We start from the raw sequence: 25,186 nt of genomic DNA, 5'->3' as shown, positions 1-25,186 counted from the left end.
GGAGCAAATATGAAAAAATTAGCAATGATTAGTTTGGCATCAATGACGGTAGCTAGTGCTGCTTTTGCTACAGATGCAAGTAGCTTAAAAATTGGTTTAGTCAATCCTGTTGAAATTTATCAGACGGTGCCGCAGGGTGAAGAAAGCATTCATGCGTTACAAGCGAAGTTAAAGCCAAAAGCTGACGAGCTACAAAAGCAGCAACAAGGCTTGATGGAAAAAATGCAGACTTTGCAAACCAATGCACCAACATTGACAAAGTCTGATTTAGATAAGCAACAAAAAGCGTTAACTGATGAGCAGGATAAGTTCAAGCAACAAGCAGTGGCTTTTAGGCAAAGTGAGATGCAGCAAGAGCAAAAAATTGCACAGGATTTCCAAGCAAGCTTTAATACTGCTGTAGAGTCTGTTGCTAAAAAAGGTAAATACAGTTTAATCCTAAGTTCTCAAGCGGTCGCATATGTCGCCCCTGACCTAAAAGTAGATGTAACTGATCAAGTCGTTGCACAAATGAAAAAGCAGGATACACCTAAAAAGGATAAAAAGTAGAGAAACTCTTTGCCTTTTAAAAGAAAAGTTTGTAGACTTAGCGCGCATTTGATTTTAGGTTTTTTGTAGTCATTTCATGAAATGTATAAGAACGCTATAAATTAGATAAAGATTTAACAGATAATTTAGATGGCATTTAAGTGAGGTGAGATGCATGCCAGCAGTACGTGTAAGAGAAACGGAACCGTTTGATGTTGCATTGCGACGTTTTAAGCGTAGTTGTGAAAAAGCGGGAATCGTTTCTGAGCTTCGTCGTAGAGAGTTTTATGAGAAGCCAACATGGGAGCGCAAGCGCAAAAAAGCAGCAGCAGTTAAGCGTTCAATGAAGCAATCTATGCGTTCAACTCCAGCAGCAGCTCGCCGCTAGGAACTAAAAAAGATTGCAATAAACAGTCAGCCAACTATGCTTTAACAGTGTAGTTGGCTGTTGCATTTATACCAATGAAAAAACTTTATATAAGTTAATTTAGTAAATACAACTGTTAGGATTTAACAAATGTCTGAAATACGCGCACGTCTTGTTGAAGATATGAAAGCCTCGATGAAAAATAAAGATAAAAACCGTTTAGCAACGATTCGTATGGCGTTGGCGGCGTTTAAACAAAAAGAGGTTGACGAACGTGTTGAGGTAACTGAGGATGATGTGATCAGTATCCTGACAAAGATGATCAAGCAGCGCAAAGACTCTGCAGAGCAGTTCAAACGTGCCGGCAGAGAAGAGCTTGCACAAAAAGAGCTTGATGAAATTGAAATTTTACAAGTTTACTTGCCAAAACCGTTATCAGAAGATGAGATTATTGAAATTATCCAGCGTGCGATTTTAGAGGTTGGTGCTTCTTCTGTAAAAGATATGGGTAAGATTATGAGCGCAATAAAAGCAGAACTTAATGGCCGCGCTGATATGGGCAAAGTCGGTTCAATGATTAAATCTCAATTATCGTAAAAATCTATCATGAAGGGGAATATTCCCGCTGATTTTATCCGTCAAATTGTCGCATCGACGGATATCGTTGAGGTGATTTCAAAATATGTCACGCTCAAAAAAACGGGCAAAAACTTCATGGCATGTTGCCCGTTTCACAATGAAAAAACACCATCATTTTCAGTGAGTCCAGATAAGCAACTTTATCACTGCTTTGGCTGCCATGCTTCGGGTGATGTGATTGATTTTATTGCTGAACATAATAGTTTGAGCTTTATTGAGGCAGTTGAAGAACTTGCTTTCATGCAACGGTTGGATGTGCCGTATGATAACAATAGTAAAGATAAATCTAAAGATAAACTGACACAGTCAATATATGCTGCCTTGCAAGCGGCGAATAAATATTTTCAATGGTGCTTACGTTTTGATGGTGATAAAGATGAGGTCGTTGAGTATATCAAATTGCGTGGAATAGAAGCAAAAACAGCGAAATATTTTCAAATTGGTTACGCACCTAACCAATGGCAGGCATTGTATGATGTGCTAAAAAAGCAGTTTTCATTAGAGGTCTTGGATCAGGCGGGTTTAGTGATTCGTAAAGATAAAGGGGGAGCATATGATCGCTTTCGTGAGCGCTTGATGTTTCCAATACGTAATCGCAAAGGCTTAGTGGTTGGTTTTGGCGGACGTGTGTTGCCAAACAAGGATGCTAATCCTAAATATCTTAACTCACCTGAAACGCCAGTGTTTTTTAAAAGTCATGAATTATATGGTCTATATGAACTTAAAGAGCAGCATAAAAGCCCTAAACACATTATGGTGGTTGAAGGTTATATGGATGTCATTGGCTTATATCAACATGGTTATACCACAGCAGTAGCTACTTTGGGTACTGCTCTATCAGCATCACATCTTAAAATATTATTTCGCCATACGTCAGAGATTATATTGTGTTTTGATGGTGATACAGCAGGGCAAAATGCTGCCTTAAGGGCGTTTGAAATGGTACTTCCTGTGCTTGATGCGCACAAAAAGGCACGTTTTCTATTGTTACCCAATGCACATGATCCGGATTCATATATCAAAACGATAGGACTAGATGGTTTTAAAAATGCGTTAACTCAAGCCTTAAGTGCTGCAGATTTTTTTATTCAAACTTTACTCGGCAAATATGATTTAAGTAGTGCCGATAGTCTTGCTCAATTAATTGAAGAGGCTAGACGCGTACTTAAAGAGATTCCTGAAAGTGCATATACGCTAATGATTATTGAGCAATTAGCGAAAGCAGTAGATGTTTCTTCATTGCAGTTGCAACGGATGATGAAACAGAAAGTACATGATGTAAAACGAGGTGAGAACTATGTGCAGCTAAAGCGCTGGCAATTAAATGTTACGAAGTTAAGTTTGGTTGAGAAAGCGTTGGCATATTTATTAAGTATGCCGTCGCAGGTGCATAATGCATTAATAATGCAACCTGCGATAGAATTTGAGTGTGTCACAGAGCAGCATTTTATTTTGCTTGATGCTTTGAACATAATCAGGCAAAATGACAGGCTGTCTTCTGCTGTGCTCGTGCAAATGCTTGTTGAAAAATACCCGCAATTTAAGGTGTATTTTTATCAGCTATTGCAAGCGCAGAGTGAGCTTGATGCAGTGCAACTTATTGATGAGTTAATGGCGATGTTAGATAAGATAATGAAGCAGGCATGTCAAAACGAATTAGAACACCTGATATTAAAAGCAAAAACATCTATCTTAACAGCGGCAGAAAAACAAAGAATGCAAGCAATTTTATACAAAGTAGAAAAAATATAGCTACACTTGATTTATGTTGTTAAATCGCTAAAGGGGTAAATGTGCGGAGTGCAATAAGCGACGCAAATAAATCGTGGACATTTTGTGTTTTTGTGCATGTGCTTTATGCGGTGTAAAATAAGTAGTTAAGAAACTTAGAAGTGAGATTTTAATGTCAGATCAAATAAAAGAACAACAGCTCTCAAGAATCAAAGAATTACTGGCGTTGGGACGTGAGCAAGGGTATTTAACCTATGCTGATGTGAATGATTATCTGCCAGATGAGATTACGGATCCTGAGCGTATCGAGGAAGTGATCCAAATGATCAATGATGTCGGGGTTAAGGTGTTTGAATCTGCTCCTGATGCTGAAGACCTGTTATTACTTGAAGCTGAATCAGAAAGCACCTCAGATGATGATGCAGTACAAGCGCTGTCTTCCGATGGTGATTTTGGACGCACGACTGATCCAGTAAGAATGTACATGCGTGAAATGGGTGCAGTTGATTTATTAACACGCTCAGGCGAGATCGAAATTGCTAAAAGAATTGAACAAGGTACGAAAGAAGTACTTAATGCCTTGTCCGAATACCCTTATGTGATTAAATCATTATTAGGTCGCTATCAGGACTTAACAGATGCTGCACGTGAAGAGTATATGCAGCTTGAAGACGAAGAAAGAGAAGAAACGCCATTATATAAGTTTATTAAATTTTCTGATTTAATTTCAGGCTTCAACGAAGGCGATGAAATTGACGCTTCAGGTACCGATGTGGGCTCAATGCTTGATAATCCTGAAGATACTTTAGAGGAAAATCAAGCAGAAGAAGCGCGCTCTGATGACGACGAAGAAGAGTCAGGTAGTGGCACGGTTGATACTGCGGAAGATACTGGTCCAGACCCTGAAGTGGCAGCACAGAAGTTTGCCGAGATTGAAGCTAGATTTAATTATTTATTAGATCAAGAAGTTGGTAGCAAAGCGTATGTTAATGCAGCTAGTGAAGTATCTGCACTATTTTTAAGCATGCGCTATACCAGTGCACAATTAAATCGCATGATTAACTCAATTCGTGGTTTAGTCACTGAAATTCGCGGACATGATCGTAAAATTATGCGTTTATGTGTGGAAAAAGGGAAGATGCCAAAGTCTTATTTTGTATCGAATTTTCAAGGGCGTGAAACTGATACAAATTGGCTAGATAGTTGTATTGATCAATATCCAGATCTTATTAATGTTCTTGAAGATGCCAAAACCATTCAAGTTAAGCTTGGATTAATTGAAGATCGCGCAGACATGTCAATTTATGATTTGCGTGAAGCAAGTAAGCGTATTTCCGTCGGTGAAGCAAAAGCACGACGTGCTAAAAAAGAGATGATTGAGGCGAATTTACGTTTGGTTATTTCAATTGCTAAGAAATATACTAACCGTGGCTTACAGTTCTTGGATTTGATTCAGGAAGGTAATATTGGTTTGATGAAAGCAGTTGATAAATTTGAATATCGTCGTGGTTATAAGTTTTCAACCTATGCAACCTGGTGGATTCGTCAGGCAATTACCCGTTCAATTGCCGATCAAGCACGGACGATTCGAATTCCGGTGCATATGATTGAGACGATTAATAAGCTTAATCGTCTTTCGCGTCAAATCTTACAAGAAACAGGTAAAGAGGCGACTCCAGAGGAGCTAAGCCAGCATATTGATATGTCGGAAGATAAAATTCGTAGAATCATGAAAATTGCCAAAGAGCCAATTTCGATGGAAACACCGATTGGTGATGATGAAGATTCTAATTTGGGTGATTTTATTGAGGATGCAGTGTCTGATTCGCCGGTTGATAGTGCAACAAGCGAGAGTTTGCGCGAGGTTACCAAAGATATTCTAAGCACATTAACTGAACGTGAAGCAAAGGTATTGCGCATGCGTTTTGGTATTGATATGAATACCGATCATACGTTAGAGGAGGTTGGCAAGCAGTTTGATGTAACGCGGGAGCGTATTCGCCAGATTGAAGCAAAAGCCTTGCGTAAATTAAGACATCCGTCGCGTTCAGAGACGTTAAAGAGTTTTTTGTCTGAATCATCATAAGTTTGTCTTTTAAATTTTATCTATTACTATTTATTTACGTATCAAAGGAGTTATAAAAATGGATATAATTAAGCTTAAATATGTAAGTGTTGCCACCTTATTGTCTTTGGGGTTAGTAGGATGTGCCAGTCGCTGTATTACCATTCCAGCGAACGCGACATCTGCTAAGAGCTTTGGTTCAGGCTTTGGGCAGTTAAAAGCCATGCAGCCGACAGTAAGAACATCAGCAGGAGATACTCTTCAAGGGAAAGTATTGGTGCAAAATAAAAAATCAGCAACCCAAAAATTTCAATATCAGGTGCAATGGTTAGATAAAAATGGATTTAATGTTGGGCAGGCCCAACCATGGACACCGGTAGAAGTATATGGTGATTTGCAAAAGATGATTACCTTTAGTGCACCAACGCCAGATGCCACAAGCTATAATATTTCTTTTTGTCGCGTCTAGAGTATTATCCCTTTTGTTCATTACGCATAAATGTTACATTTAATTCCCATATTTCAAATCTTAAAAATTATCTATTCGAGGATGTTTTATGAGTAATAAAGAACAAGCGTTAAATTCGGCACTATCACAAATTGAAAGACAGTTTGGCAAAGGCTCTATTATGCGTATGGGTGATACGGATTTAGTTAAAGATATAGAAGTGATCTCGACAGGATCAATTGGTCTAGATATCGCTTTAGGTGTTGGTGGTTTGCCAAAGGGACGTGTTGTTGAAATCTATGGTGCGGAATCTTCAGGTAAAACCACGCTGACATTGCAAGCGATTGCCCAATGTCAGAAAAATGGTGGAACAGCGGCATTTATCGATGCTGAGCATGCACTGGATCCAGTATATGCCGAAGCCTTAGGAGTGGATCTTAAAAACTTAATCGTGTCACAGCCAGATACGGGTGAGCAAGCGCTTGAAATTACCGATATGTTGGTGCGCTCAGGTGGGGTTGACATTGTTGTTGTTGACTCAGTTGCGGCATTGACGCCAAAGGCTGAGATTGAAGGTGAGATGGGTGATTCACACATGGGTTTACAAGCGCGTTTAATGTCGCAAGCTTTGCGTAAATTAACAGCAAATATCAAGCGTTCTAATACGTTGGTTGTGTTTATTAACCAGATTCGGATGAAAATCGGGGTGATGTTTGGGAACCCTGAAACAACCACAGGCGGTAATGCTCTGAAGTTTTACGCGTCCGTTCGTTTAGAGATTCGTCGTGGTAGCCCGATTAAAAAAGGTGAGGAAATCTTAGGTAATGAAACTAAGGTAAAAGTGGTTAAGAATAAAGTTTCGCCACCATTTAAACAGGCAGAGTTTGATATTCTCTATGGTGAAGGAACTTCTCTTGAAGGTGAGTTAATTGATCTGGGTGTGAAATACAATTTAGTCGATAAGGCTGGTGCATGGTATAGCTACAATGGTGACAGAATTGGACAAGGTAAGGATAATGTACGCGTATATTTAAAAGAAAATCCACAAGTCAAAGAAAATTTACACAAAGCCTTGATGACAACGCTATTACCGAATACGGCCAAGGAAAAATCAGTAGCAAGTGATGCCAAAGAACAATAGCGAACGCGATTATCTTTTCTACTTGTTATCTAAACAAGAATATTCCTATGCGCAATTAAAGCAAAAACTTATTCAGCGAAACCATATCCCATTGCATGAAATCGAAACCGTATTGCAAGAGTTTGTTGCTAATGGTTGGCAATCGGACGAGCGCTATGCAGAGCTTATGGTTAAAAGCGCTTTACATAAGCATTACGGATTGATGCGTATTAAACAGAAGCTTGTTTATGAAAAAGGTATAGATATAACGACTTTTGAGAAGGTGATTGATGCACTTGATATTGACTGGTCTGAGCAAGCACAATTATGCTATCAAAAGAAATATAATGATCAAGTGCAAGATCCAAAAGAAAAGCAAAAGCGTTTGCAATATCTGCAACGTCAAGGACATAATGTAAGTATCGCGTTTGAAGTTGTATCTTCTTAATTTTTCCAGAATTTTATGATTTAAGTTCAATATCAATAATAAGCAAATTTACCTATAAGGTATTTTAATATAATTGATTGGAATTGTTTTAAATGCTACATCTAAATTTCCACAGAATGCATATCGTCATTCGAGTATACAACCGATCCAGTATATCCGTGATAATTCTTTTTACATATGGATTAGAGAGATATGCTTGTTTATTAGAATGGCTATAAATTAATAACTATAATCGATTAATATCTACCTATTAGAGACTAGATCTATATAGACGTTGTTTATAGCTATTCTATGTAGAAACATGAAATTACAATGTAAAAATATGAGAATATAATTCTAATGAGTTACAAAAATTTAAATATATACATATAATCATTAAGTGGCATTAAGAAATTATATAGGGGAGAGAGTTCATGGATATACAACCATTAGTAGAATACTCAATAAAAAATTTCAGCTCTATTCAACAAATAATGCAACCTTTGAAACTACTTGAAATCGATAGTTTTTACTTGATGCGCTTCAATAGCGATCAGAAAATATTTTTGCTGACTGAAGACATTTCTGCCCAACAAATGTTTTTTGAACGAAAGTTATTTAATGAGTTTCATGCATTTATTAACCCACTATATATTGAAGATGGGAACTATCTATGTCCTTTAAAACAACTATATGACAGTGATTTATATCAAGTGCATAACGAGTTATTTAATTGTTTAAGCTCTGCTGTATGGTTTAGAAAATATGATGACATGTTAGATATTTACTTTTTCGGGAGCTCATCGAAGTTTATTGCTTATGAGAACCTCTACCAAGTATTACAATGTTATATTCAAAACATCGAAAGTAACTATTCTTCAATATACAAACAAGAATTCATTGACATATTGCATATTCTTGGACTTAACGTATACAAGAAAAAGAAGATTATCTCAGCGGTAGATAGGCATCAAAAGTTAGAAAAGAATCTTATTTCTCATATTAGTTTGGATCCGAAAGAAAAAGATTTTATTTTTGAATTTATGCAGAATTGGAGTTATAAAGAAATTGCTCAAAACTTAAACATCACTGAGCGGAGTATTTACAATTACATAAATCGTCTGAAGTCGCGTTTTAGCATAGGCAAAGGCAGTGATCTTAAGTCATACCTTAGAGAGCACATGCTTGTGTAATGTGAAAGGCTCTAGAAAAGTCTAAATATATAGGGTTCTTAAATTTAGATATCAAGCAATATAAGGATAATACTGTGAATCAAGCTAATGTAACACTACCAAGTAATATGAGTGAATTTTTGAAATACTCAAAAAATTGTTATGATATTATGAACAAAAAATATCATAACTGGATTGATAAGTTTGGCTTTAACAAATTCTGGAGGATATACGTAGAGGAAACAGGTATGTTTTCAATGATTTCAGACACTGATGAAAGTGATTACGTGCGATATATTACGCATGATATCCATAAGCTTTCAGAAATTATCAAACATCCATCCTATATCTATCCAGGTATTTATCTGGATAGTACAATCTATATTAATAAACCTGAGAGCTTAAAATTAATCCGTGAAATTGGAAATTTTAACCATATGGTGTATTGCATTATTAAATTTACTAACTCCTCATATATTAGCTATGTTTTTAATTCGCCAATTGAAATTATTATATCAGAGCAGTTTGGGCAAAAAATTATGCGGCTTGCCCGACAGATTGAGTTTGAAAATGCAGAATTACTGCATAAGGATAAAGGAGCGCTTATTGATTTAAAAGCGATTGGGTTATCAAAATGGTTTAGTCACGGAATGACGGATAGTCTTTTTCATCTTGATCTGACGCATATTAGTCAGTTTCTTCTTAAAATAGGATTAGTTCAAAATGGTTTGGATACGCTCACAGACAAAGAGCAAATGTGCTTAGCTTTGCTTGGTCAAGACTGTGATATTGCGCAAACAGCTGAGAAAATGAAAACCTCTAAACGTACAATCTATTATTATTGTGACTCTATTAAAACGAAACTTGGACTTTATTCCTTGCAGTCACTTTACAAAATTGCGCATTTGAGTGTCCCTTTTTTGCATGAAACTTTTGCTTATTCCACAACCCGTGAGAATCTAACGAATATTTAAATAATAAGTAACAATAAGTAAGTGCTTCAACTACGATTTCTCCATTGTTTTTTATAATTACATCACTGTTAATGATCATAAATACATTTATCGTAAATCATTTGCGGTGGGGTATTAGTTTTATCTTTATCACATTAAGCAGCCTTTAGCAAAGGACTGGATCCAATGCGTGTTGGATGTATTAAACGAATCGGTGCTTTCATATTTCTACAGTATTTATTCATATTAAATGATGATGTGTTCTGCTTATTCCACCACTATTTTCAAGGTCGTTCACTGCTTAATAAGTTTAAACGCTATATCATCAAATCAGGTTAAACAGTACAACATAAATGAAATGTAAATGATGATTTTTTAACAATAAAGCAATAGGCGGGTAAATGGGAGAAATAATGAAAGACAATCATATTTTAAGAAAACAAAAAGGTCTATCAATGGTTGAGCTTAGCCTTGTTTTTGTTGTTCTTGCAGTCGCAATTGCTGGCATATTATATGCTTACACTAGTGTGATGAATGCAGATAAAGAACAAGAAATGGTCAAGCAAATCCAAGAGATAGCAGCAGCTGAAAATCAATATCTAGCTGAGCAAAGCTACCAAGAGCAGCCTGTTGGTCTGGAGACATTATATGAACAAAAATACTCCACGACCAAACCATTTAAGCTAGCTAAAGATGATAAAACGTGGGATAACGATCTTGCTTATAATCCGTTTGGTGAGGATATTGAAATTATCACTGGTGCAGAGGATAGTGGTAAAGGTAGTGGTAAAGGTTTTGTAATTGATCCAGGGAATAATCTGCTCTTTAGAATTCAAGACTATTTTCCAACAAAGAGAATTTGTGAACGTGTTCGCGGCATGCTAAAGGCAAATGGTCTGTTGTTTTTAGCGATGTCACACTGTCATTATGCTCGAGGCCATTATAATTTATGTATTCAATTTAACAGTAATAAACCGCTACCAGATGGTAACTGCCAAGCGGGTCAGATAATCCAACCATCGAGTTAATCAATTGTAATTATTTATCAACACAACGCAAAAAAAGAGGTGTATTAATGAGAAGGATAAATCAAATGATAAAACAGTCAAACCATAAAAAGCAAAAAGGGCTTTCAATGGTCGAGCTAGGTTTAGTATTTACCGTTATTGCAGTAGCAATTGCTGGCATACTCTATGCCTATAGCTCCGTCAAAAAGGCGTATGAAATACAGCAGACAAATACTGAAATGCAGCTAATTGCAACAGCGGAAGAAGCTTATATGTATGATGGTAAGACACAAACTGCAGATGTCAAGTTAGACGACTTGTATAAAGAAGGTTATATCGATCAGGACTTTACCAAACATAACACGCCTTTTGGTGGTAAATATACAGTTACATCACCTGCAACGTCTGCGGAGCGCCAATTTACTGTTTCTCTGGATGTTCATGATGCAGGAATCTGCTCGCGCATGGTAAATGAGTGGTCTCACGCATCTGCCATGACAACAGCGTCTTGTGATAATACGACTGTCGAAGTTACGTATAACCCTAAAAGTAAGAGCTAATTCTACAGAACTTATAGTTTAAATATTAGGAGAGAATAATAATGAGAATGAAATTATATAAATTACATCAAGTCAATAAGAAGTCACAAAAGGGTTTATCCATGATTGAGTTAGGGCTTGTGTTTTCTGTCATTGCTGTTGCTATTGCTGCACTTTTATATGCTTATGGCTCTGTGCAACGCGCATACAATTTGCAGCAGGTCAATGAGCAAATTCAAATGATTGGTGCAGCTGAAAATGAATATCTACTGGAACAACAGACAGGAACCCCAGATGACGTTGGAGACTTGTATACAAAAGGCTATACAGACTATGACTTTTCACAACCTGGTAGTAGTCCATATGGTTCAGCTTTTAGTGTGAACTCAACCTCTAAGAACACTGATTTTTATGTGAATGTGGATGTATCTCAAGATAAAAACTGCGCACGACTTGTTCAGGAGTGGAATAATTCAAACTCTGGCACAAAAGCCTATTGCGATAACACACAAGATGCAAGTAGCAAAGCTGGTGCTAAGACTGATACATCAAATCCTGGCCATGTGATACATATCCTTTACAATCCAAATTCTCAAACTAGTAGCTCATCTTGATGATCGAGGTCCCTTAAAAAGGGATCTACCGCTCACAAATGTTTTGCGGGTGGTATATTGCTTAAGATTTTATATATAACCAGTCAATTTATTATTAACCGGAGTTCATATGGATACACTACAGCGTATACTTCATCGGTTGTCAAAGAAGAAGTTAACAAAACAACAACAATACGGTTATACCTTGATTGAGCTTGGGTTAACCATTACTGTTATAGGTGTTGCTGTAGTGACTATCCTATATGCCTATTATAGTACTAAGTTAAGCTATGATATCAGCCAAAGTGCCAATCAAGTGCAAACAATAACAGCAGCTGAGTATGAGTATATGCTTGAAGGCAGCACGACAATAGCTGGTAGTCTCGGTGATTTATACAATCTAGGTTACACCAATGTTGATTATGCTTTACCGATCTCATCTTTTAATACGGCTTACCATATCGATCCACTTGGTGATTCTGCATTTCGGTTAAGCTTCGATACTAAGAGTAATTCTTCTTGCCAGCGTATACGCCGACTATGGTTAACGCACAATAACAATGTTATACCTACGTGTGTTGGCAGTATTGTCAATTTAGATATTATGCAGAGATCTAATGCACAGCATATTGTTGAAAAAAATTCTCAGATTATAGCCTGATTATGATAATTAAGAACTGCCGATTCATCGAGAGGAAAAATAACTTAGGGTATAGCCTTCTTAGTATCTGCATGTTACTTTTATTAACAAGTGGTGGATTTATGCTTATCCAAGAATCAATAAAAAAAACAACTCATATACAGCAGTTATATCAAATACAGACCAATGTACAAAGTATTGAAAGTGCTGCTATTGCTTTTTATAGAAAACATAACACAGATGCTAATGCTATGAATGCGCTTTCTGTTGAAAAGCTTAGATTAGAACATTTACTGGTAAGCAAAAGCGACTTGTCTCAATATCATCTGAGCATTATCAAAACTCAACACAAATATGTTGGTGTTCAAATTATCTATCAAAGCAATGATTTGGCAGCATATAGTAAATCTGAAATTATCAATTATTTATATCCAAGCAAATGTCAAACACAGGGGATATATACACTTGTCTGGATATTTCCACTTGTTCAATTTGATCAAACGCAACAACCATATTTAAACTTTGCGGTGGGTAACGAATGAATCATAGAGGTTACAGACAAGGATTTGCTTTATTTGAGACGATGCTGGCATTAGTCATTATTGCGATGATGATTGTTGTTGCTAGTCATTATTACAATCGAATATCGCAATTACAAGAAGCCAATAAAACTGCAATGGATATCAAAGAAATTTTTGCTGCTACCTTTGCTTATCAGCAACAAACGAGTCAATGGCCTAATGACATCTCTTCAATAATTCATCAAGGGTTCTTACCCCCTAATCTTGCTAACAATATCTTTGGAGATGCATATACACTGCAAGCTAACCTTGACAAACAATATATAGAGATCTCTTCTTGTTTTTCATCTATGGGCTTAGCTGCTAAAATTATCACAATGCTTCCTGCAGCGAATATTAGCTCAGACTGCACTAATAAAGGATATGTTAAAGTAACAAGTAGAGTGAGTTTTACGAAAGATCAAGGGATGACGCACATTCGCGTTATTGATAGTACTGACCCGAATAGTTTCGATATAAAGAAGCCTGATTGTAAAAGCGATACAACGGCACACATTCTAATTTTACCTGTGACGTCTGAAGAGCAGTTTCAAACACAAGATTCTGGGAACACATGGCATATTAATGCAACTGGTGAAGCTAGCACCTATCAAGCACTGGCTTATGTGTATTGCGCTACTAATACCAATGGGGATGCAGCATGAACTTACTAAAACAAATACTTATTCTTTTCATTATGATACCTTCAGTGGTTTTTGCTGCTGATATGAGGGAAATAACCGATCAATATGCTCAGAAAATGCTTGAAGCATCATTACAAAAGCAATATGAAAATTATATTAAAAATGAGGGTGTTGAACCTGATGATTTATCTGCTGACACAGTAAATAAATCAAACGATGCCTCTGATCTTGACCTTCCTTCGTCAACAGCCACTGATGCGCATGCTTCAAGTAGCTTAGGACTATATCATGTAAATGAAGGAAGTTTGTACTTAGCCTGCAAAAAACTTGTAGAGAAAGTCTACGGTTGGCATCTTGTATGGTTAAAACAAAAAATAGACTACAAAATACCATATAGCTATAACATTCAAGAAAAAGGACTGACGGAAACTTTAAGTTCACTACTATCAGGTTACCCGATCAGAGCAATCATTTATAAGAAGAATCATGTTGTTGAACTTACCCTTGAACAAAGCAATGGATAATTAAGGAGAACCATTATGATTAAGTTTATAAATGTAGCTAATAGTTTATTGGGTTCGTTATCCTTATTAGCATTACTTGGAACAACTGGATGTGGTCAAGCCATTATAGATGCTCAAAATCATCATATTAATAACAATCTGCAGGCAATGCATTTAGCAAAGAAAGAATACTCTCCAAGTACTCAATCGAATGTAGAAGTTGTTTCAAAGGCATATACTGATCTGCAAACTATTCCCATGTTGCCAGTCTGGATGCAGCAAAAAATCAAAATTCGAGGGCAGCTGACATTTCGAGAAATTGCAAATATCTTAAATGCGCATATTCCACTTCAGGTGGTTTTTACAAGGGATATCTCTTTGGATACGCCGTTGAATATTGATTTTTCTGGTTCAATCGACGATGCACTCAAATACCTGGAAGTAAAAACTAACTACCACTATAGTATTAACAAAAAGAGCATTTTGTGGCAAAAATATATTACGCGTCGCTTCCAAATCGACAACTTACCGGGCAATAATGATTTTTCTTTGGGTAGTGATGGTGATAGTGGCGGTAATGTTAGTTCAGGATCTGGCTCCAGTAGCAATGGCTCAAAAAACACAGCAACACAGCAAGGTTCAACAAGTATTTGGAAAGATATTGCTGAGTCGGTTCCTGATTTGTTATCACCTAACGGTAAATTTAAAGTATCTCAAGCCACCTCATCAGTAACGGTAACTGATACTTGGCGACATATTAAACAAGTTGAGCATTGGATCAATAGCATTAACAAAAATATGAGTCGAGAAGTCAGTATCAAAGTACAGATTATAACGGTAAGGTTATATAACAAATATTCATCTGGTATTAATTGGAATATCATTACAAAAGCAATTTCGCTTAATTATGGCGCTGACTTGTTTACGAATATGTCAACATCCATGCTTGCATCAGTTGGTCAAACACTTGTTGGTAAAATCAACAAAGGGTTTCTATCTGGAAGCAGTTTCATTATTGACCAATTGAGTACTCAAGGTGAGGTCTCTGTTGTTAATAAACCGCTGATTACAACGCTAAATAATGAAGTTTCAGAAATACAGCAGGTAGAGAAAACAAGCTATGTGAAATCTCAATCCGTTACTATTTTCCCAGCCGATCATAGTAGTGGTACAGAATCATCGATCAACCCTGGTGAAGTAACTACTGGATTAAAGCTATTTGTATTGCCCAAAATTGATAATGGAAAGGTATATTTGCAAATTTCAGTTTCTCTTTCATCACTTGACAGTTTAAAGCAAGTTGAGACTGGAAGTGGCACCAATGACAGTAGTGTCCAGTTGCCTAATGTATCCGTGAAAAGCTTTAATCAAAAATCACTATTACTTGACGGACAGACATTGGTTATTTCAGGATTTGATAGTACTAATCGCCAGACAAATACAGTAAAACATTTTAACTCACTTGCCTTAGGAGGTAACTCAGCATTAAGTAACCGCGAAGAAACTGTACTTTTAATTTCCCCTCATATCATTAACTAGGTGTGAAAATGAAACTAACTATAACAAGTAGCAATGGCAAAACTATAGATTATATCTATGGCTTGTATCGCACAGAGTATCCTAAAAAGAAACTCTATAAACAAGTTTGCTCTGCGACCGAAGAATTCGGGCAATACATATATATTGGGACTAAGGACATTGATACAATTGCTGTGTGTTTTTCTCAAGATAAAGGCATATTGCTTGCAGAGAGTATTGCAAGTTATTTAGGAAATCCCCGTTTCTTAGTTTATATCGAAAAACTGACTGATGAAGATCGTTACATTGTGGTAACGATAGATAACTTTCATGTTGTGTTGGATGATATAGTCACGGCAGAGGAGTTAAAAGTTATTCTTGAGGACTTGGATCAAGAAGCGCAAACAGAAGTGAAATATTTTGGATTTGATCTAAAAGCATTTTATTTCAAATCTCAATTAACACAAAAGGTAATCTGGAGCTGTCTTGAAAATTCTATAATTAAGAGCCTTGTACCCAGTAAAAAATTAATGCTGAAAAGTCACAAAACAGCATTGGCTAAATTTTGGATTATGAGCCATCCGATTATACTTAGTATTATATGCATTATTATCATATTATTAATTATCTATTGCAGTTACAGCCCGTCTCCTCAAAAGCAGTTTGTTCCGCCACCTCCGCCACCTGTTGATCATTATTCTGGTTTAAAACAGGCTTTATCTAGTAGTGATATAGTTCAAACGTTTGCTAGTATTACACGCTTATACAAGCTTTCTACATTTCTGAGTGTAAATGGCTCAAAAATGGAAAAGATCACATTTTCAAATAATAGCAGCACGATGACACTTGATATATCGAATATGGTGCCAGATGCGAATATTGATAAGTTTGCTACTGATCACAATATGGTACTTAAATACCTTTCAAATAGTGCTATTACATTGCAAGAGCACTTGCTTATAAATGCTAATCATAAAGTAGATATTATGAAACTTATCCATAGTTTAAGCCAACTGATGTCTAATATTCATCAGTATTTAAATTGTAATGAAAAACTTGGTAAGTTTAATAATTTTAATTATTACCAATCTCAAGAAGTCCAAATTAGTTGTCATGATGTATCTACTGATTTTATTCGTCAAGATATTGTTAGTGACTTAGCGCTCTATCCTATAGCTATTAAAACCCTAGAAATAAAACCTGACAACCTTTTAGTTAACCTAGATATGGACTTAGTGGTGTATGGTATTTGATGGGATATATTGAATTTTGTTAACAATAAATACAAGTAAGGCATAACCATGATCGATCATAATAAAGAGCAAAATAATATTCAAGATGATCCAAAATCATCACGTCGATTTAATAAAAAGCAAATCATTATTAGCATAGTTATTATTCTTGTAATAGTTATTGGTCTTATTTATTACTGCAATTCCTCAAATAATAAGACGTATCTAGCGCCTAATAATCGTATGGGTTTACATACTGTACATCCTCATCCTTCTCATATTCAAAGCATTCCTACACATCAAAATTTAGAGGCACATCATGTAGAAAATAAAGTTACTTCTTCGGTAGCTCCTCAAAAAGCTAAAAAGCAGCCAAAGCACTCAAAAATAGCAGATGAATATTTGAGTGTTCAAGATCAAATTTTTAAGCAAAATCTTAAAAACGAGCTTTTGAAAGCACAAATACAGACTAAAGCATTGGAAGACTCACTTAATGATACACAAAAAATTGTAGTTGGTGCTGTGTTTAAATTTAATGGTGGGTGGCAAGCTATTTTATCTGGTCAAGGAAAAACTTTGCAAGTTTCCACAGGAGATAAGTTTCATCTTACAAATAACGGTACTCTATACACAGTAAACAGCATTTCTGAACATCTTGTAACTTTAATAACATCGCAAAACAAAAAAATAACTTTAGCAATTTGAGAGGAATATTATGCAACGACTTGATTTGCCGACAAATAACCAAATAAACTTGAAAATGCTTAAGTGGTGTCAATCTCAAAAAAATAGTCCAATTGCAGTGCTAGAAAATGGTAACGTATTAGTACCTACAAAAAATGCCTCAAATTTACAAAACTGCAAAGTTTTAATGAAAAGCAAAGGAATAAAATTTAATCAGGCTGTTGTTGTATCGAATAGCCAAATTAAAGCTTCCTTAAACCAAATTGATCCGAATTTTGTCAAGAGTTTGTCCGATATACAGCTTAAACTACGACATTGTATTGAGGATGCAGTTCGTAGAAGTGTTAGTGATATACATATCGAGGTTCGTTTACAAGAGTGTGAAGTAAAGTTTCGGGAGTTGGGAGAATTAGTCCTTTACGATACCTGGGATACAGATTTTGCGCGTAAAATCTGCTTTGTTGCATTCAACAAAGAAACTGATCACACGAATCAACATTTCAATGGGCATATTCCACAAGATGCCTCGATGACGTTGCAGCTTACATCAGGAATGAAAGTAAGAATAAGACTTGCTAGTGTACCGGCGCATCCATTCCCAAGTTTTGATGTTGTCCTTCGAATTCTTAACACTGATACACAAACACAACTGAATTTGTCCAGTTGTGGGTATAATCCTCAGCAAATTAAGTTACTGCAAACGGCTATAAAAAAACCAAGTGGAACTATCATTATCGCAGGACCAACGGGAAGTGGGAAAACAACAACGTTAGCAGCACTTTTAAGCACTTTGCCCACGCACAAAAAACTCTATGTTATTGAAGACCCTGTTGAAAAGATCATATCCAATGCCACACAAATCCCTGTTAACACAGAGCTTGATACTAGAGGTTTTGCTAATATGACCAGACAAACGTTACGTTTAGATCCTGATTGTATTTGTATTGGAGAAATTAGAGACAATGAAACAGCTATAATGGCATCTCGAGCGGCAATGACTGGACACCTGGTATTGTCTACTGTGCACAGTAATAGTGCAATTAATATTGCGCAAAGACTTTCTGACTTGGGGTTGACATCCGCACAATTAGCAGATGAAAGTTTCTTGGTTTTATTGGCTTTTCAGATGTTGATCAAGGAGCTTTGTCCACATTGTTGTGTTCCAATATCTGAGTGTATCTTAACTCCAGACGATATAAGGCGTTGGGAAAGCTATTTTCTTGCAGATGATCAGCATTTCTTTGATAACACGAAAATGCATCGCTCACGTGCTGAAAATCATGTTTTTGAATGTGCAAGCTGCGATAACACAGGTTATCTTGGTCGACGGGTGATTGCTGAGATTATCTGGCTTGATAATAATAGTCGCCAATATATTTTAAAAAGAGACTACTTAGGGTGGAAATCTTATCTACAATCCTGCCACTTTAAATCACATGTTGACCAAGCCATTCAACTGATCAGACAAGGCTCAGTGGATCTAATAGATGCTGAAATGATTTTAGGTCAGTTCACACCATTTGAGAGACAAAATAGTGGTATTAACTATAACGAAATAATTTAAGTGATATGATGAACCAGACGAACAAATTTCAACAGTTACTTATTAAGCTTGAGTTTACAAGTAAGAAACAAATTGAATACCTAGAGATGGTCATTGAAATGATGAGCTATGGTATGTCATTAAAGCAAATATTTGAAGAACTCATGCCTTCTGTGTTCAAAAAAGGTATTGTTGCGAAGCTTAATAAGAAAATTGCAGAATCACTGAAACATGGTTTATCTATATCAGGATGCTTTCAGGTTTTTTTTAGTAAAAATATTGTATATTTAATTGAAATTGGAGAAAGAACAGGTCAGTTAACCACGGGTTTTGAAAATGCATTAGCACTCTTAAAGCGTAAAAAACAATCCATTATTCCAGCATTGTCTTCTCTTTTATATCCAAGCATTGTTTTTATTGCCTCTAGTGTATTATTTGTCTACTACAAGACAATTATTGATAAATTGCTTAACTCATTCCAGGGAAAAGAGCCACCTCAAGCAACACATTATTTCATCAATATTGCTTATTTTTATACGCATTACCTTCCAGTTTTCATCGTCATTATGATTGTACTATTTGTTCTATTAAGATTGTTGCTTCCTAACTATACCGGGAGATTGCGTCAATATTTGGATAAACTTCCCATTTTGCACTTGTACTCAAAATTTCAAGGAGCCTATTGGTTACAGAATTTAGGTGTTTTCCTGTCAAGCGGTGTGATGCTCGGACAAGCTCTTGACTACATTTCATCGACAAATAAGGGGTATATTCGTGCACATTGTGAGTTAGCAAAAAAGCAGCTAGCAAGAGGGATAACTAATTTTGGAGCAGTGTTAAATACTGGGATGGTTCAGTCCTATTATATTCAAATTCTATCTATTGCTTTTGAAACTAATACACTTATTATCCAACTACCAAAAATCGGTAGCAATATTTTCGAACATTCTGTTAAAAAAATTGCAATATGCTCAAAATATTTTGGGTATTTACTGTTGGGGTTAGGGGCTTTTAATATCGCTTTTTCGATGTATACGATGTATACCACAGCTACTTCATTGTCCAGTTAAAAAATGAGAGAAAATATAAATGATGTTATCCATACTTCTTATTTTGAATGTATTTATTTCTGTTGCAATTATCTACTTCAGCAGCAGATATCCTCGGTTTGTGCAACTGTCATGGCTTGAGCAGTCTTTTCATGTTGTTAAAAATTATCGCCCCAGCTTACATATCAAAGATCCGGTTAAAGTAAGTTATAAATTTAAGCTTAATGTTTTAAGTAAATTAAACAGAAAACGTATTTACCTTAGCTTGCTCTTTATGGAAGTTTTTACATGTGTAAGTGCAACAAACTATCATGATAACTCAACATTAATATTTCTAACTATCTTTGCAATCTATACATTAAGCATTGCTTGGATCGATCTAGATCACAAATATATTTTTGATTCGATGAGTATCACTTTATTATGGATAGGACTTTTACTCAATCTAAACCATGTCTTTGCCAATATTGAGGATGCAGTGGTCGGCGCAATATTTGGCTACACAATAATATACCTTATTAATATATTTTATCGCCTAGTGGCGAAAAAAGATGGACTTGGTCTTGGAGATGCAAAACTAATTGCAGCAATTGGGGCATGGTTCGGTTGGAAAATCATTGGATTAACTTTATTTATTGCCGGGTTACTTCTTTTTGTGACTTATATTTATTTCTTATTTTCCCCACTTAACAAGCGATCTAATAGCATAGGCTTTGGCCCTTTTCTTGTTATTGGTGCGTGGGTTGGTCTACAAATTATACCGATGATGAGTTATCAATAAAGACGACAGAGTTATGGCGCACCCGAGACGATTTGAACGTCCGACCTTTGGCTCCGGAGGCCAACGCTCTATCCAGCTGAGCTACGGGTGCAGATTAATATTACAGGGCTGTGAAGTTAGCAAAAATCTACGTTAAAATCCAGTAACATATGCTTGAAATTCACAAAGAATGCCTCAGTGTGTTTGATCCCCAAGAGTTAATACGAATTTCCCGCAGATTTTGCAGCAACGTGTATTTGTCTTGTGTTATCTATTTACATAGTTTGAATTTAGAGATAGATTAAGCATCCATTAAATCAATTGAGAACAGATAATGTCTAAGAAAAGAATGCTTTTATCACTTATCGCTGGTCAGATGATAGTAAATAGCGCTATTGCAACACCAGCAATAACCACGGGTCATAATGAAACGGTCTGGACGCCAACTTTTTATGCCATTCAGCCGCGTCAGGATGTTAAACACCCTGTATCTTTGAACTTTTGTTTAACGCATACACCAAATACTTTGCGCACGACGATTTCACAGATCAAGAAAGGTGTTAAAGCTGAAAATGGCGTCTATATTCAATACCTATCTTATACAACGACACACAAACATGGTTTAGGGTTTAATACGGTAAACGCCAAGCTTTGGACTGTCAATGACAAAGGAAAGACAGTTTGGGAATCACCTTTATGGGAATATCAGCAAAATCTTTCAGATAATGGGATTACTAATGTAGTGTGGGCGACCAAGGAATGCAAAGGTAAATTTATAGGTGTTCCTAATCACGACTAGTAGAAATATGGTTTCTGGTGAGTGGGTTACAATTTAAATCAGAAACCATTTTACAATAAGTGGTAGTCAAATGTTTTTCTTAATGCTTCTTGCATTGAGACTTTTGGCGTCCAATTAAGGTGTGTCTTAGCGTTCTCAATTGAGGGTACACGGCGATCGATATCTTGATAACCTTCACCGTAATAATCACCAGCCGTTGTTGTGATAATTTTAGTATTCTCGGCACGCGCTTGGTATTCTGGATAACGCTTCATTGCCTCAACGGTTAGCTCAGCCAGTTCTTTAATTGAATATTCATTATTTGGATTGCCAATATTAAAAATACGGCGATGTGCTTCGTTATCACGTTTTTTAACGATTTCAATTAAAGCATCAATGCCATCATCAATATAAGTAAAGCAGCGGCGTTGTGTACCGCCATCAACCAATTGTAAATCTTTACCATCGATAATGTTTGAGACAAATTGTGCTAATACGCGAGCACTTCCTTTTTTAGAAGATTTAATTTCATCTTGCTTTGGACCAATCCAGTTAAATGGTCTAAATAAAGTATAATTAAGCCCTTCTTGTATACCATAGGCGTGAATGACACGATCAAGAAGCTGCTTAGAACAAGAGTAAATCCAACGCGGTTTATTGATCGGTCCTGTTACTAAAGCACTCGTTTCTTCATTAAACGGAATGTCTTTACTCATGCCGTAGACTTCTGACGTCGATGGGAAAATAAGGTGTTTTTTATGCTTAACACACAGCTTTACAATATCGATATTTGATTCATAATCCAGTTTGTAAACAAACAGTGGATCGGAAACATAAAGTGCTGGGTTTGCCACGGCAACTAGTGGGAAGATAACGTCACATTTTTGAATATGCTCTTCAACCCATGCCATATTCTCAAGCACATTATCTTTGACAAAATGTAAACGTGGATGATCTAAGAACTCCGTAATCTTATGATCGGAAAGATCGATGCCATAGATTTCCCAATCAGTTTCATTCAAGATTTTCTCAACCATACTGCTGCCAATAAAGCCATTGACGCCTAAAACTAGTAATTTAACGGACATATTATTACCTTTTTTATTCACTTTCTTTTGTATTCTCAGTGGGTGACTTATCTTTTGATTCAGTCGTTGTTATATAGTCTTTAATAATAAAGCGCGGGCGTTTACGCACTTCTTCATAAATCCGTCCGATATATTCGCCAACGATACCAAGTCCCATTAGAAGCATGCCAATGAGGAAATACATGATTGCAAAAAGCGTAAATACGCCATCAGCATCAGGACCAAAGGCAAAGCGTTTGACAATGAGATAAATAAATAACAGGATACTTAAAAATGACACGATTAAGCCAGTCATCGTAAAGAACTCAAGCGGTGCCTTTGAGAAGTTGGCAAAGAAGTCAAAATTATAACGGATTAACTTATACAGGTTATAGCTTGAAGTGCCTTGTTCACGCGCAGCATGGCGTACACCGACATCAGTGGGGTTTGACGAGAAGCTATGTGCTAGTGCGGGCAAAAAGGTTGAATTTTCACCGGTGGCAACAACGCGATCAATGACTTCGCGGGTATAGGCTCGGAGCATACAACCTTCATCAACCATATCAATACCGGTTAATTTCAAGCGCAATGAGTTATGTAGTTTGGAGACAAATAGACGCCATTTTTTATCTTGGCGATCCATGCGATAACCACCAACCACATCATGTCCTTGCTCAACCTTTTCTAATAATAGTGGGATATCTTCCGGATAGTTTTGTAAATCAGCATCCATGGTAACTATCACATCGCCATCAACATGTTCAAAGCCTGCCATAATTGCCATATGCTGACCAAAGTTGCGATTAAAGTTAATCACCTTAACTTCACTTGGGCGCTTGTCATGCATCTCACGTAATAGCTCAATGGATTTATCCTTACTACCATCATTGGTAAAGATGACTTCATAGGGCTTGTTAATCGCATCTAGTGCTGGGAAAAGGCGTGCAAAAAGGGTAGGTAACACTTCTTCTTCGTTGTATATTGGAATCACCACACTTAAATAAGGCTTAGTCATATTAGCTCCTTAAGCTCTTAAGATTTTATTGAGTGCATCAAGCACATCGTCTTGCTCAGCAAAGGTCATATCTGGAAAAAGTGGCAAACTAATCACATTGGCACCAATCTCCTCAGCATTGGGGAAGTCACCCTTTTTAAAGCCATATTTATTGGCGTAATAGGGGTACAAATGCGCTGCTTCATAATGCACACTGCAACCGATGTTGTGTTGTTTTAACTGACTCATCAATTCATCACGTGTGATGTTGACAACTTTTGGATTTAAGGTTGGTGCAAATAAATGCCAGGCATGTTTATGTTCAAAGTTTGGTGTTTTTGGCAAAATAAGGGCATCAAAGTTTGCTAGCTTTTCATAATAGCGCTTTGCCAATTGCGTACGTTTCTTAATAAAATTATCTAAAGCAGGTAGCTGGTGTACACCAAGTGCTGCTTGCAGATCCATCATGTTGTATTTAAAGCCAGGATAAACGATCTGGTAATGCGCACTACCTTCTTTGCCAAAGCGATTCCATGCTTCACGATCCATCCCATGAAAACGCGTTAAGGAGATGTGCTTAGCAATTTCGTCATCGCGTGTGACAACACAGCCACCTTCACCAGTAGTCATGTTCTTATTCGGGTGAAAACTAAAGACTTGGATATCGCCAAACGTGCCTAATTTTTTGCCTTTATACTCAGCACCAATCGAATGCGCTGCATCTTCAATTACGGTGAGATTATATTTTTTGGCTAATACATAAATGGGATCCAAATCTACAGGTAACCCAGCAAAATGCACGGGCATAATCACCTTTGTGTTAGGTGTGATTGCTGCTTCAATTTTTGTGACATCGATATTGTAAGTATCGCGTTCAACATCGACGAGTTTCACTTTGGCGCCAACGATTTCAATCACATTTAAGGTGGCGGCAAAGGTCATCGGTGTGGTGATTACTTCGTCTTCTGGTTTTAAACCAAGTGCCAATAAGGCTAAATGCAATCCAGCAGTTGCTGAGTTTAAACATAATGCATGTGGTGCGTTATGGTAGGCTTGTAGCATGCTTTCAAATTTCTTAAGCTTTGGTCCTGTTGTTAACCAGCCAGAGCGCAAGCTATCGACAACATCAGCGATCGCTTCTTCTGAAATACTTGGTTTGGCAAAAGGCAAAAATGTATCTCTCATTTATTTATCTCTATTTATTAATTGATATTGGTTTATGGTTTTGCAACTAAATAAACCCCTAAAATGATCACAAAAATACCTGCAATACGTGTTGCAGTAAGGGTTTCACCTAATAAAAAATAGCCGGCAATTGCCGTTACAATATAACCAATAGACACCATCGGATAGGCTAATCCAACCGGAACACGCGATAACACCATTAACCACACCACAACGCTAATGACGTAACACATAAGTCCTAAAATCACAAAATAATTCGTTGCAACCTTCCAGCCAATAGGCCAGATATTAGCAACTGTGAAACTAAATTCACCAATACGATCCATGCCAAACTTTAAAAATAGTTGTGCTGAAGCATTCAAAAGCACACCAAACAGTAGCAAGGTCCATACAACAATGGTCATTTTTTATTATCCTCTTATGGCTTATACCCACCGCAA

At 36.6% G+C, this 25,186-nt stretch carries 28 protein-coding genes and 1 tRNA gene; 24 read left to right on the top strand and 5 right to left on the bottom strand.

The genetic code is table 11. From position 1 onward, the window contains the following. Positions 1 to 9: 9 nt before the first annotated feature. The 23 genes from DNK85_RS03650 (at position 10) to DNK85_RS03540 (ending at position 20,743) form a co-directional block, all read left to right on the top strand. On the top strand, positions 10 to 549 hold the full coding sequence (locus DNK85_RS03650; protein WP_119328222.1) for an OmpH/Skp family outer membrane protein: 540 nt from the start codon (positions 10 to 12) through the stop codon (positions 547 to 549). Between the two features lie 154 nt (positions 550 to 703). Then, positions 704 to 916: a 30S ribosomal protein S21 gene (gene rpsU / locus DNK85_RS03645; protein ID WP_117002909.1), complete on the top strand. Its 213-nt coding sequence runs from the start codon at positions 704 to 706 to the stop codon at positions 914 to 916. Positions 917 to 1,045: 129 nt separating this feature from the next. Next, positions 1,046 to 1,492: a GatB/YqeY domain-containing protein gene (locus DNK85_RS03640; protein WP_119328221.1), complete on the top strand. Its 447-nt coding sequence runs from the start codon at positions 1,046 to 1,048 to the stop codon at positions 1,490 to 1,492. Between the two features lie 9 nt (positions 1,493 to 1,501). Beyond that, positions 1,502 to 3,286, top strand: coding sequence for a DNA primase (gene dnaG / locus DNK85_RS03635; protein ID WP_119328220.1), 1,785 nt, complete (start codon positions 1,502 to 1,504; stop codon positions 3,284 to 3,286). Positions 3,287 to 3,437: 151 nt separating this feature from the next. Then, entirely contained in the window at positions 3,438 to 5,351 is a 1,914-nt protein-coding gene (rpoD, locus tag DNK85_RS03630; RefSeq protein WP_119328219.1) for an RNA polymerase sigma factor RpoD, read from the top strand. A gap of 58 nt (positions 5,352 to 5,409) precedes the next feature. Further along, entirely contained in the window at positions 5,410 to 5,799 is a 390-nt protein-coding gene (locus DNK85_RS03625) for a DUF1425 domain-containing protein (protein ID WP_119328218.1), read from the top strand. Between the two features lie 88 nt (positions 5,800 to 5,887). Beyond that, positions 5,888 to 6,919, top strand: a complete 1,032-nt coding sequence (recA, locus tag DNK85_RS03620; protein ID WP_119328217.1) for a recombinase RecA — start codon at positions 5,888 to 5,890, stop codon at positions 6,917 to 6,919. After that, entirely contained in the window at positions 6,903 to 7,346 is a 444-nt protein-coding gene (locus tag DNK85_RS03615) for a regulatory protein RecX (RefSeq protein WP_119328216.1), read from the top strand. The genes recA and DNK85_RS03615 overlap by 17 nt, the downstream gene beginning before the upstream one ends. A gap of 413 nt (positions 7,347 to 7,759) precedes the next feature. Beyond that, a complete protein-coding gene (locus DNK85_RS03610) occupies positions 7,760 to 8,518 on the top strand; it encodes a helix-turn-helix transcriptional regulator (protein WP_119328215.1) in 759 nt (252 codons plus the stop codon). A gap of 74 nt (positions 8,519 to 8,592) precedes the next feature. Then, entirely contained in the window at positions 8,593 to 9,471 is an 879-nt protein-coding gene (locus DNK85_RS03605) for a helix-turn-helix transcriptional regulator (protein ID WP_119328214.1), read from the top strand. 392 nt (positions 9,472 to 9,863) lie between these two features. Then, positions 9,864 to 10,478 carry a type II secretion system protein gene (locus tag DNK85_RS03600; protein ID WP_119328213.1) on the top strand — a complete coding sequence of 205 codons (615 nt, stop codon included), beginning with the start codon at positions 9,864 to 9,866 and terminating at the stop codon, positions 10,476 to 10,478. A 65-nt stretch (positions 10,479 to 10,543) separates the two neighbouring features. Then, positions 10,544 to 11,017 (top strand): type II secretion system protein, encoded by a 474-nt coding sequence (locus DNK85_RS03595; protein ID WP_119328212.1) that lies wholly within the window; start codon positions 10,544 to 10,546, stop codon positions 11,015 to 11,017. 41 nt (positions 11,018 to 11,058) lie between these two features. After that, positions 11,059 to 11,610, top strand: coding sequence for a type II secretion system protein (locus DNK85_RS03590; RefSeq protein ID WP_162896507.1), 552 nt, complete (start codon positions 11,059 to 11,061; stop codon positions 11,608 to 11,610). A gap of 109 nt (positions 11,611 to 11,719) precedes the next feature. After that, positions 11,720 to 12,250, top strand: coding sequence for a type II secretion system protein (locus tag DNK85_RS03585; RefSeq protein ID WP_119328210.1), 531 nt, complete (start codon positions 11,720 to 11,722; stop codon positions 12,248 to 12,250). A 71-nt stretch (positions 12,251 to 12,321) separates the two neighbouring features. After that, a complete protein-coding gene (locus DNK85_RS03580) occupies positions 12,322 to 12,771 on the top strand; it encodes a hypothetical protein (protein ID WP_119328209.1) in 450 nt (149 codons plus the stop codon). Further along, entirely contained in the window at positions 12,768 to 13,454 is a 687-nt protein-coding gene (locus tag DNK85_RS03575) for a type II secretion system protein (RefSeq protein ID WP_119328208.1), read from the top strand. The genes DNK85_RS03580 and DNK85_RS03575 overlap by 4 nt, the downstream gene beginning before the upstream one ends. After that, positions 13,451 to 13,957 carry a hypothetical protein gene (locus tag DNK85_RS03570; RefSeq protein WP_119328207.1) on the top strand — a complete coding sequence of 169 codons (507 nt, stop codon included), beginning with the start codon at positions 13,451 to 13,453 and terminating at the stop codon, positions 13,955 to 13,957. The genes DNK85_RS03575 and DNK85_RS03570 overlap by 4 nt, the downstream gene beginning before the upstream one ends. A 15-nt stretch (positions 13,958 to 13,972) precedes the next feature. Next, positions 13,973 to 15,475 carry a hypothetical protein gene (locus DNK85_RS03565; RefSeq protein ID WP_119328206.1) on the top strand — a complete coding sequence of 501 codons (1,503 nt, stop codon included), beginning with the start codon at positions 13,973 to 13,975 and terminating at the stop codon, positions 15,473 to 15,475. A gap of 8 nt (positions 15,476 to 15,483) precedes the next feature. After that, positions 15,484 to 16,707, top strand: coding sequence for a hypothetical protein (locus DNK85_RS03560; protein ID WP_119328205.1), 1,224 nt, complete (start codon positions 15,484 to 15,486; stop codon positions 16,705 to 16,707). Positions 16,708 to 16,755: 48 nt separating this feature from the next. Continuing rightward, positions 16,756 to 17,391: a hypothetical protein gene (locus tag DNK85_RS03555; RefSeq protein WP_119328204.1), complete on the top strand. Its 636-nt coding sequence runs from the start codon at positions 16,756 to 16,758 to the stop codon at positions 17,389 to 17,391. A 10-nt stretch (positions 17,392 to 17,401) separates the two neighbouring features. Next, entirely contained in the window at positions 17,402 to 18,934 is a 1,533-nt protein-coding gene (locus DNK85_RS03550; RefSeq protein WP_119328203.1) for a GspE/PulE family protein, read from the top strand. 5 nt (positions 18,935 to 18,939) lie between these two features. Further along, complete coding sequence (locus DNK85_RS03545) at positions 18,940 to 19,983, top strand: type II secretion system F family protein (protein WP_119328202.1); 1,044 nt, start codon at positions 18,940 to 18,942, stop codon at positions 19,981 to 19,983. A 19-nt stretch (positions 19,984 to 20,002) separates the two neighbouring features. Further along, positions 20,003 to 20,743, top strand: a complete 741-nt coding sequence (locus DNK85_RS03540; RefSeq protein ID WP_119328201.1) for a prepilin peptidase — start codon at positions 20,003 to 20,005, stop codon at positions 20,741 to 20,743. A gap of 14 nt (positions 20,744 to 20,757) precedes the next feature. On the opposite strand, the gene DNK85_RS03535 is transcribed toward DNK85_RS03540, so the two are convergent. Further along, positions 20,758 to 20,834 (bottom strand) — tRNA-Arg (locus DNK85_RS03535). 222 nt (positions 20,835 to 21,056) lie between these two features. Here DNK85_RS03535 and DNK85_RS03530 point away from each other — a divergent pair. Continuing rightward, the gene (locus DNK85_RS03530; RefSeq protein ID WP_162896506.1) at positions 21,057 to 21,521 is read left to right on the top strand and encodes a hypothetical protein; all 465 of its coding nucleotides are present in this window, start codon (positions 21,057 to 21,059) and stop codon (positions 21,519 to 21,521) included. A gap of 50 nt (positions 21,522 to 21,571) precedes the next feature. On the opposite strand, the gene DNK85_RS03525 is transcribed toward DNK85_RS03530, so the two are convergent. From DNK85_RS03525 to DNK85_RS03510, 4 genes are read right to left on the bottom strand one after another with little or no spacing between them, the layout of a single operon-like run. Beyond that, positions 21,572 to 22,588 (bottom strand): bifunctional UDP-4-keto-pentose/UDP-xylose synthase, encoded by a 1,017-nt coding sequence (locus tag DNK85_RS03525; RefSeq protein ID WP_119328199.1) that lies wholly within the window; start codon positions 22,586 to 22,588, stop codon positions 21,572 to 21,574. Between the two features lie 13 nt (positions 22,589 to 22,601). Continuing rightward, complete coding sequence (locus DNK85_RS03520; protein WP_235842369.1) at positions 22,602 to 23,582, bottom strand: glycosyltransferase; 981 nt, start codon at positions 23,580 to 23,582, stop codon at positions 22,602 to 22,604. A 9-nt stretch (positions 23,583 to 23,591) separates the two neighbouring features. Next, positions 23,592 to 24,746 carry a DegT/DnrJ/EryC1/StrS family aminotransferase gene (locus DNK85_RS03515; protein ID WP_119328198.1) on the bottom strand — a complete coding sequence of 385 codons (1,155 nt, stop codon included), beginning with the start codon at positions 24,744 to 24,746 and terminating at the stop codon, positions 23,592 to 23,594. A 32-nt stretch (positions 24,747 to 24,778) separates the two neighbouring features. Then, positions 24,779 to 25,150: an EamA family transporter gene (locus DNK85_RS03510; RefSeq protein ID WP_119328197.1), complete on the bottom strand. Its 372-nt coding sequence runs from the start codon at positions 25,148 to 25,150 to the stop codon at positions 24,779 to 24,781. Between the last annotated feature and the right edge of the window lie 36 nt (positions 25,151 to 25,186).

This window comes from Cysteiniphilum halobium, assembly GCF_003574425.1.
Taxonomy (GTDB): Bacteria; Pseudomonadota; Gammaproteobacteria; order Francisellales; family Francisellaceae; genus Caedibacter; species Caedibacter halobius.
This window is presented reverse-complemented; position numbering and strand designations above follow the sequence as displayed.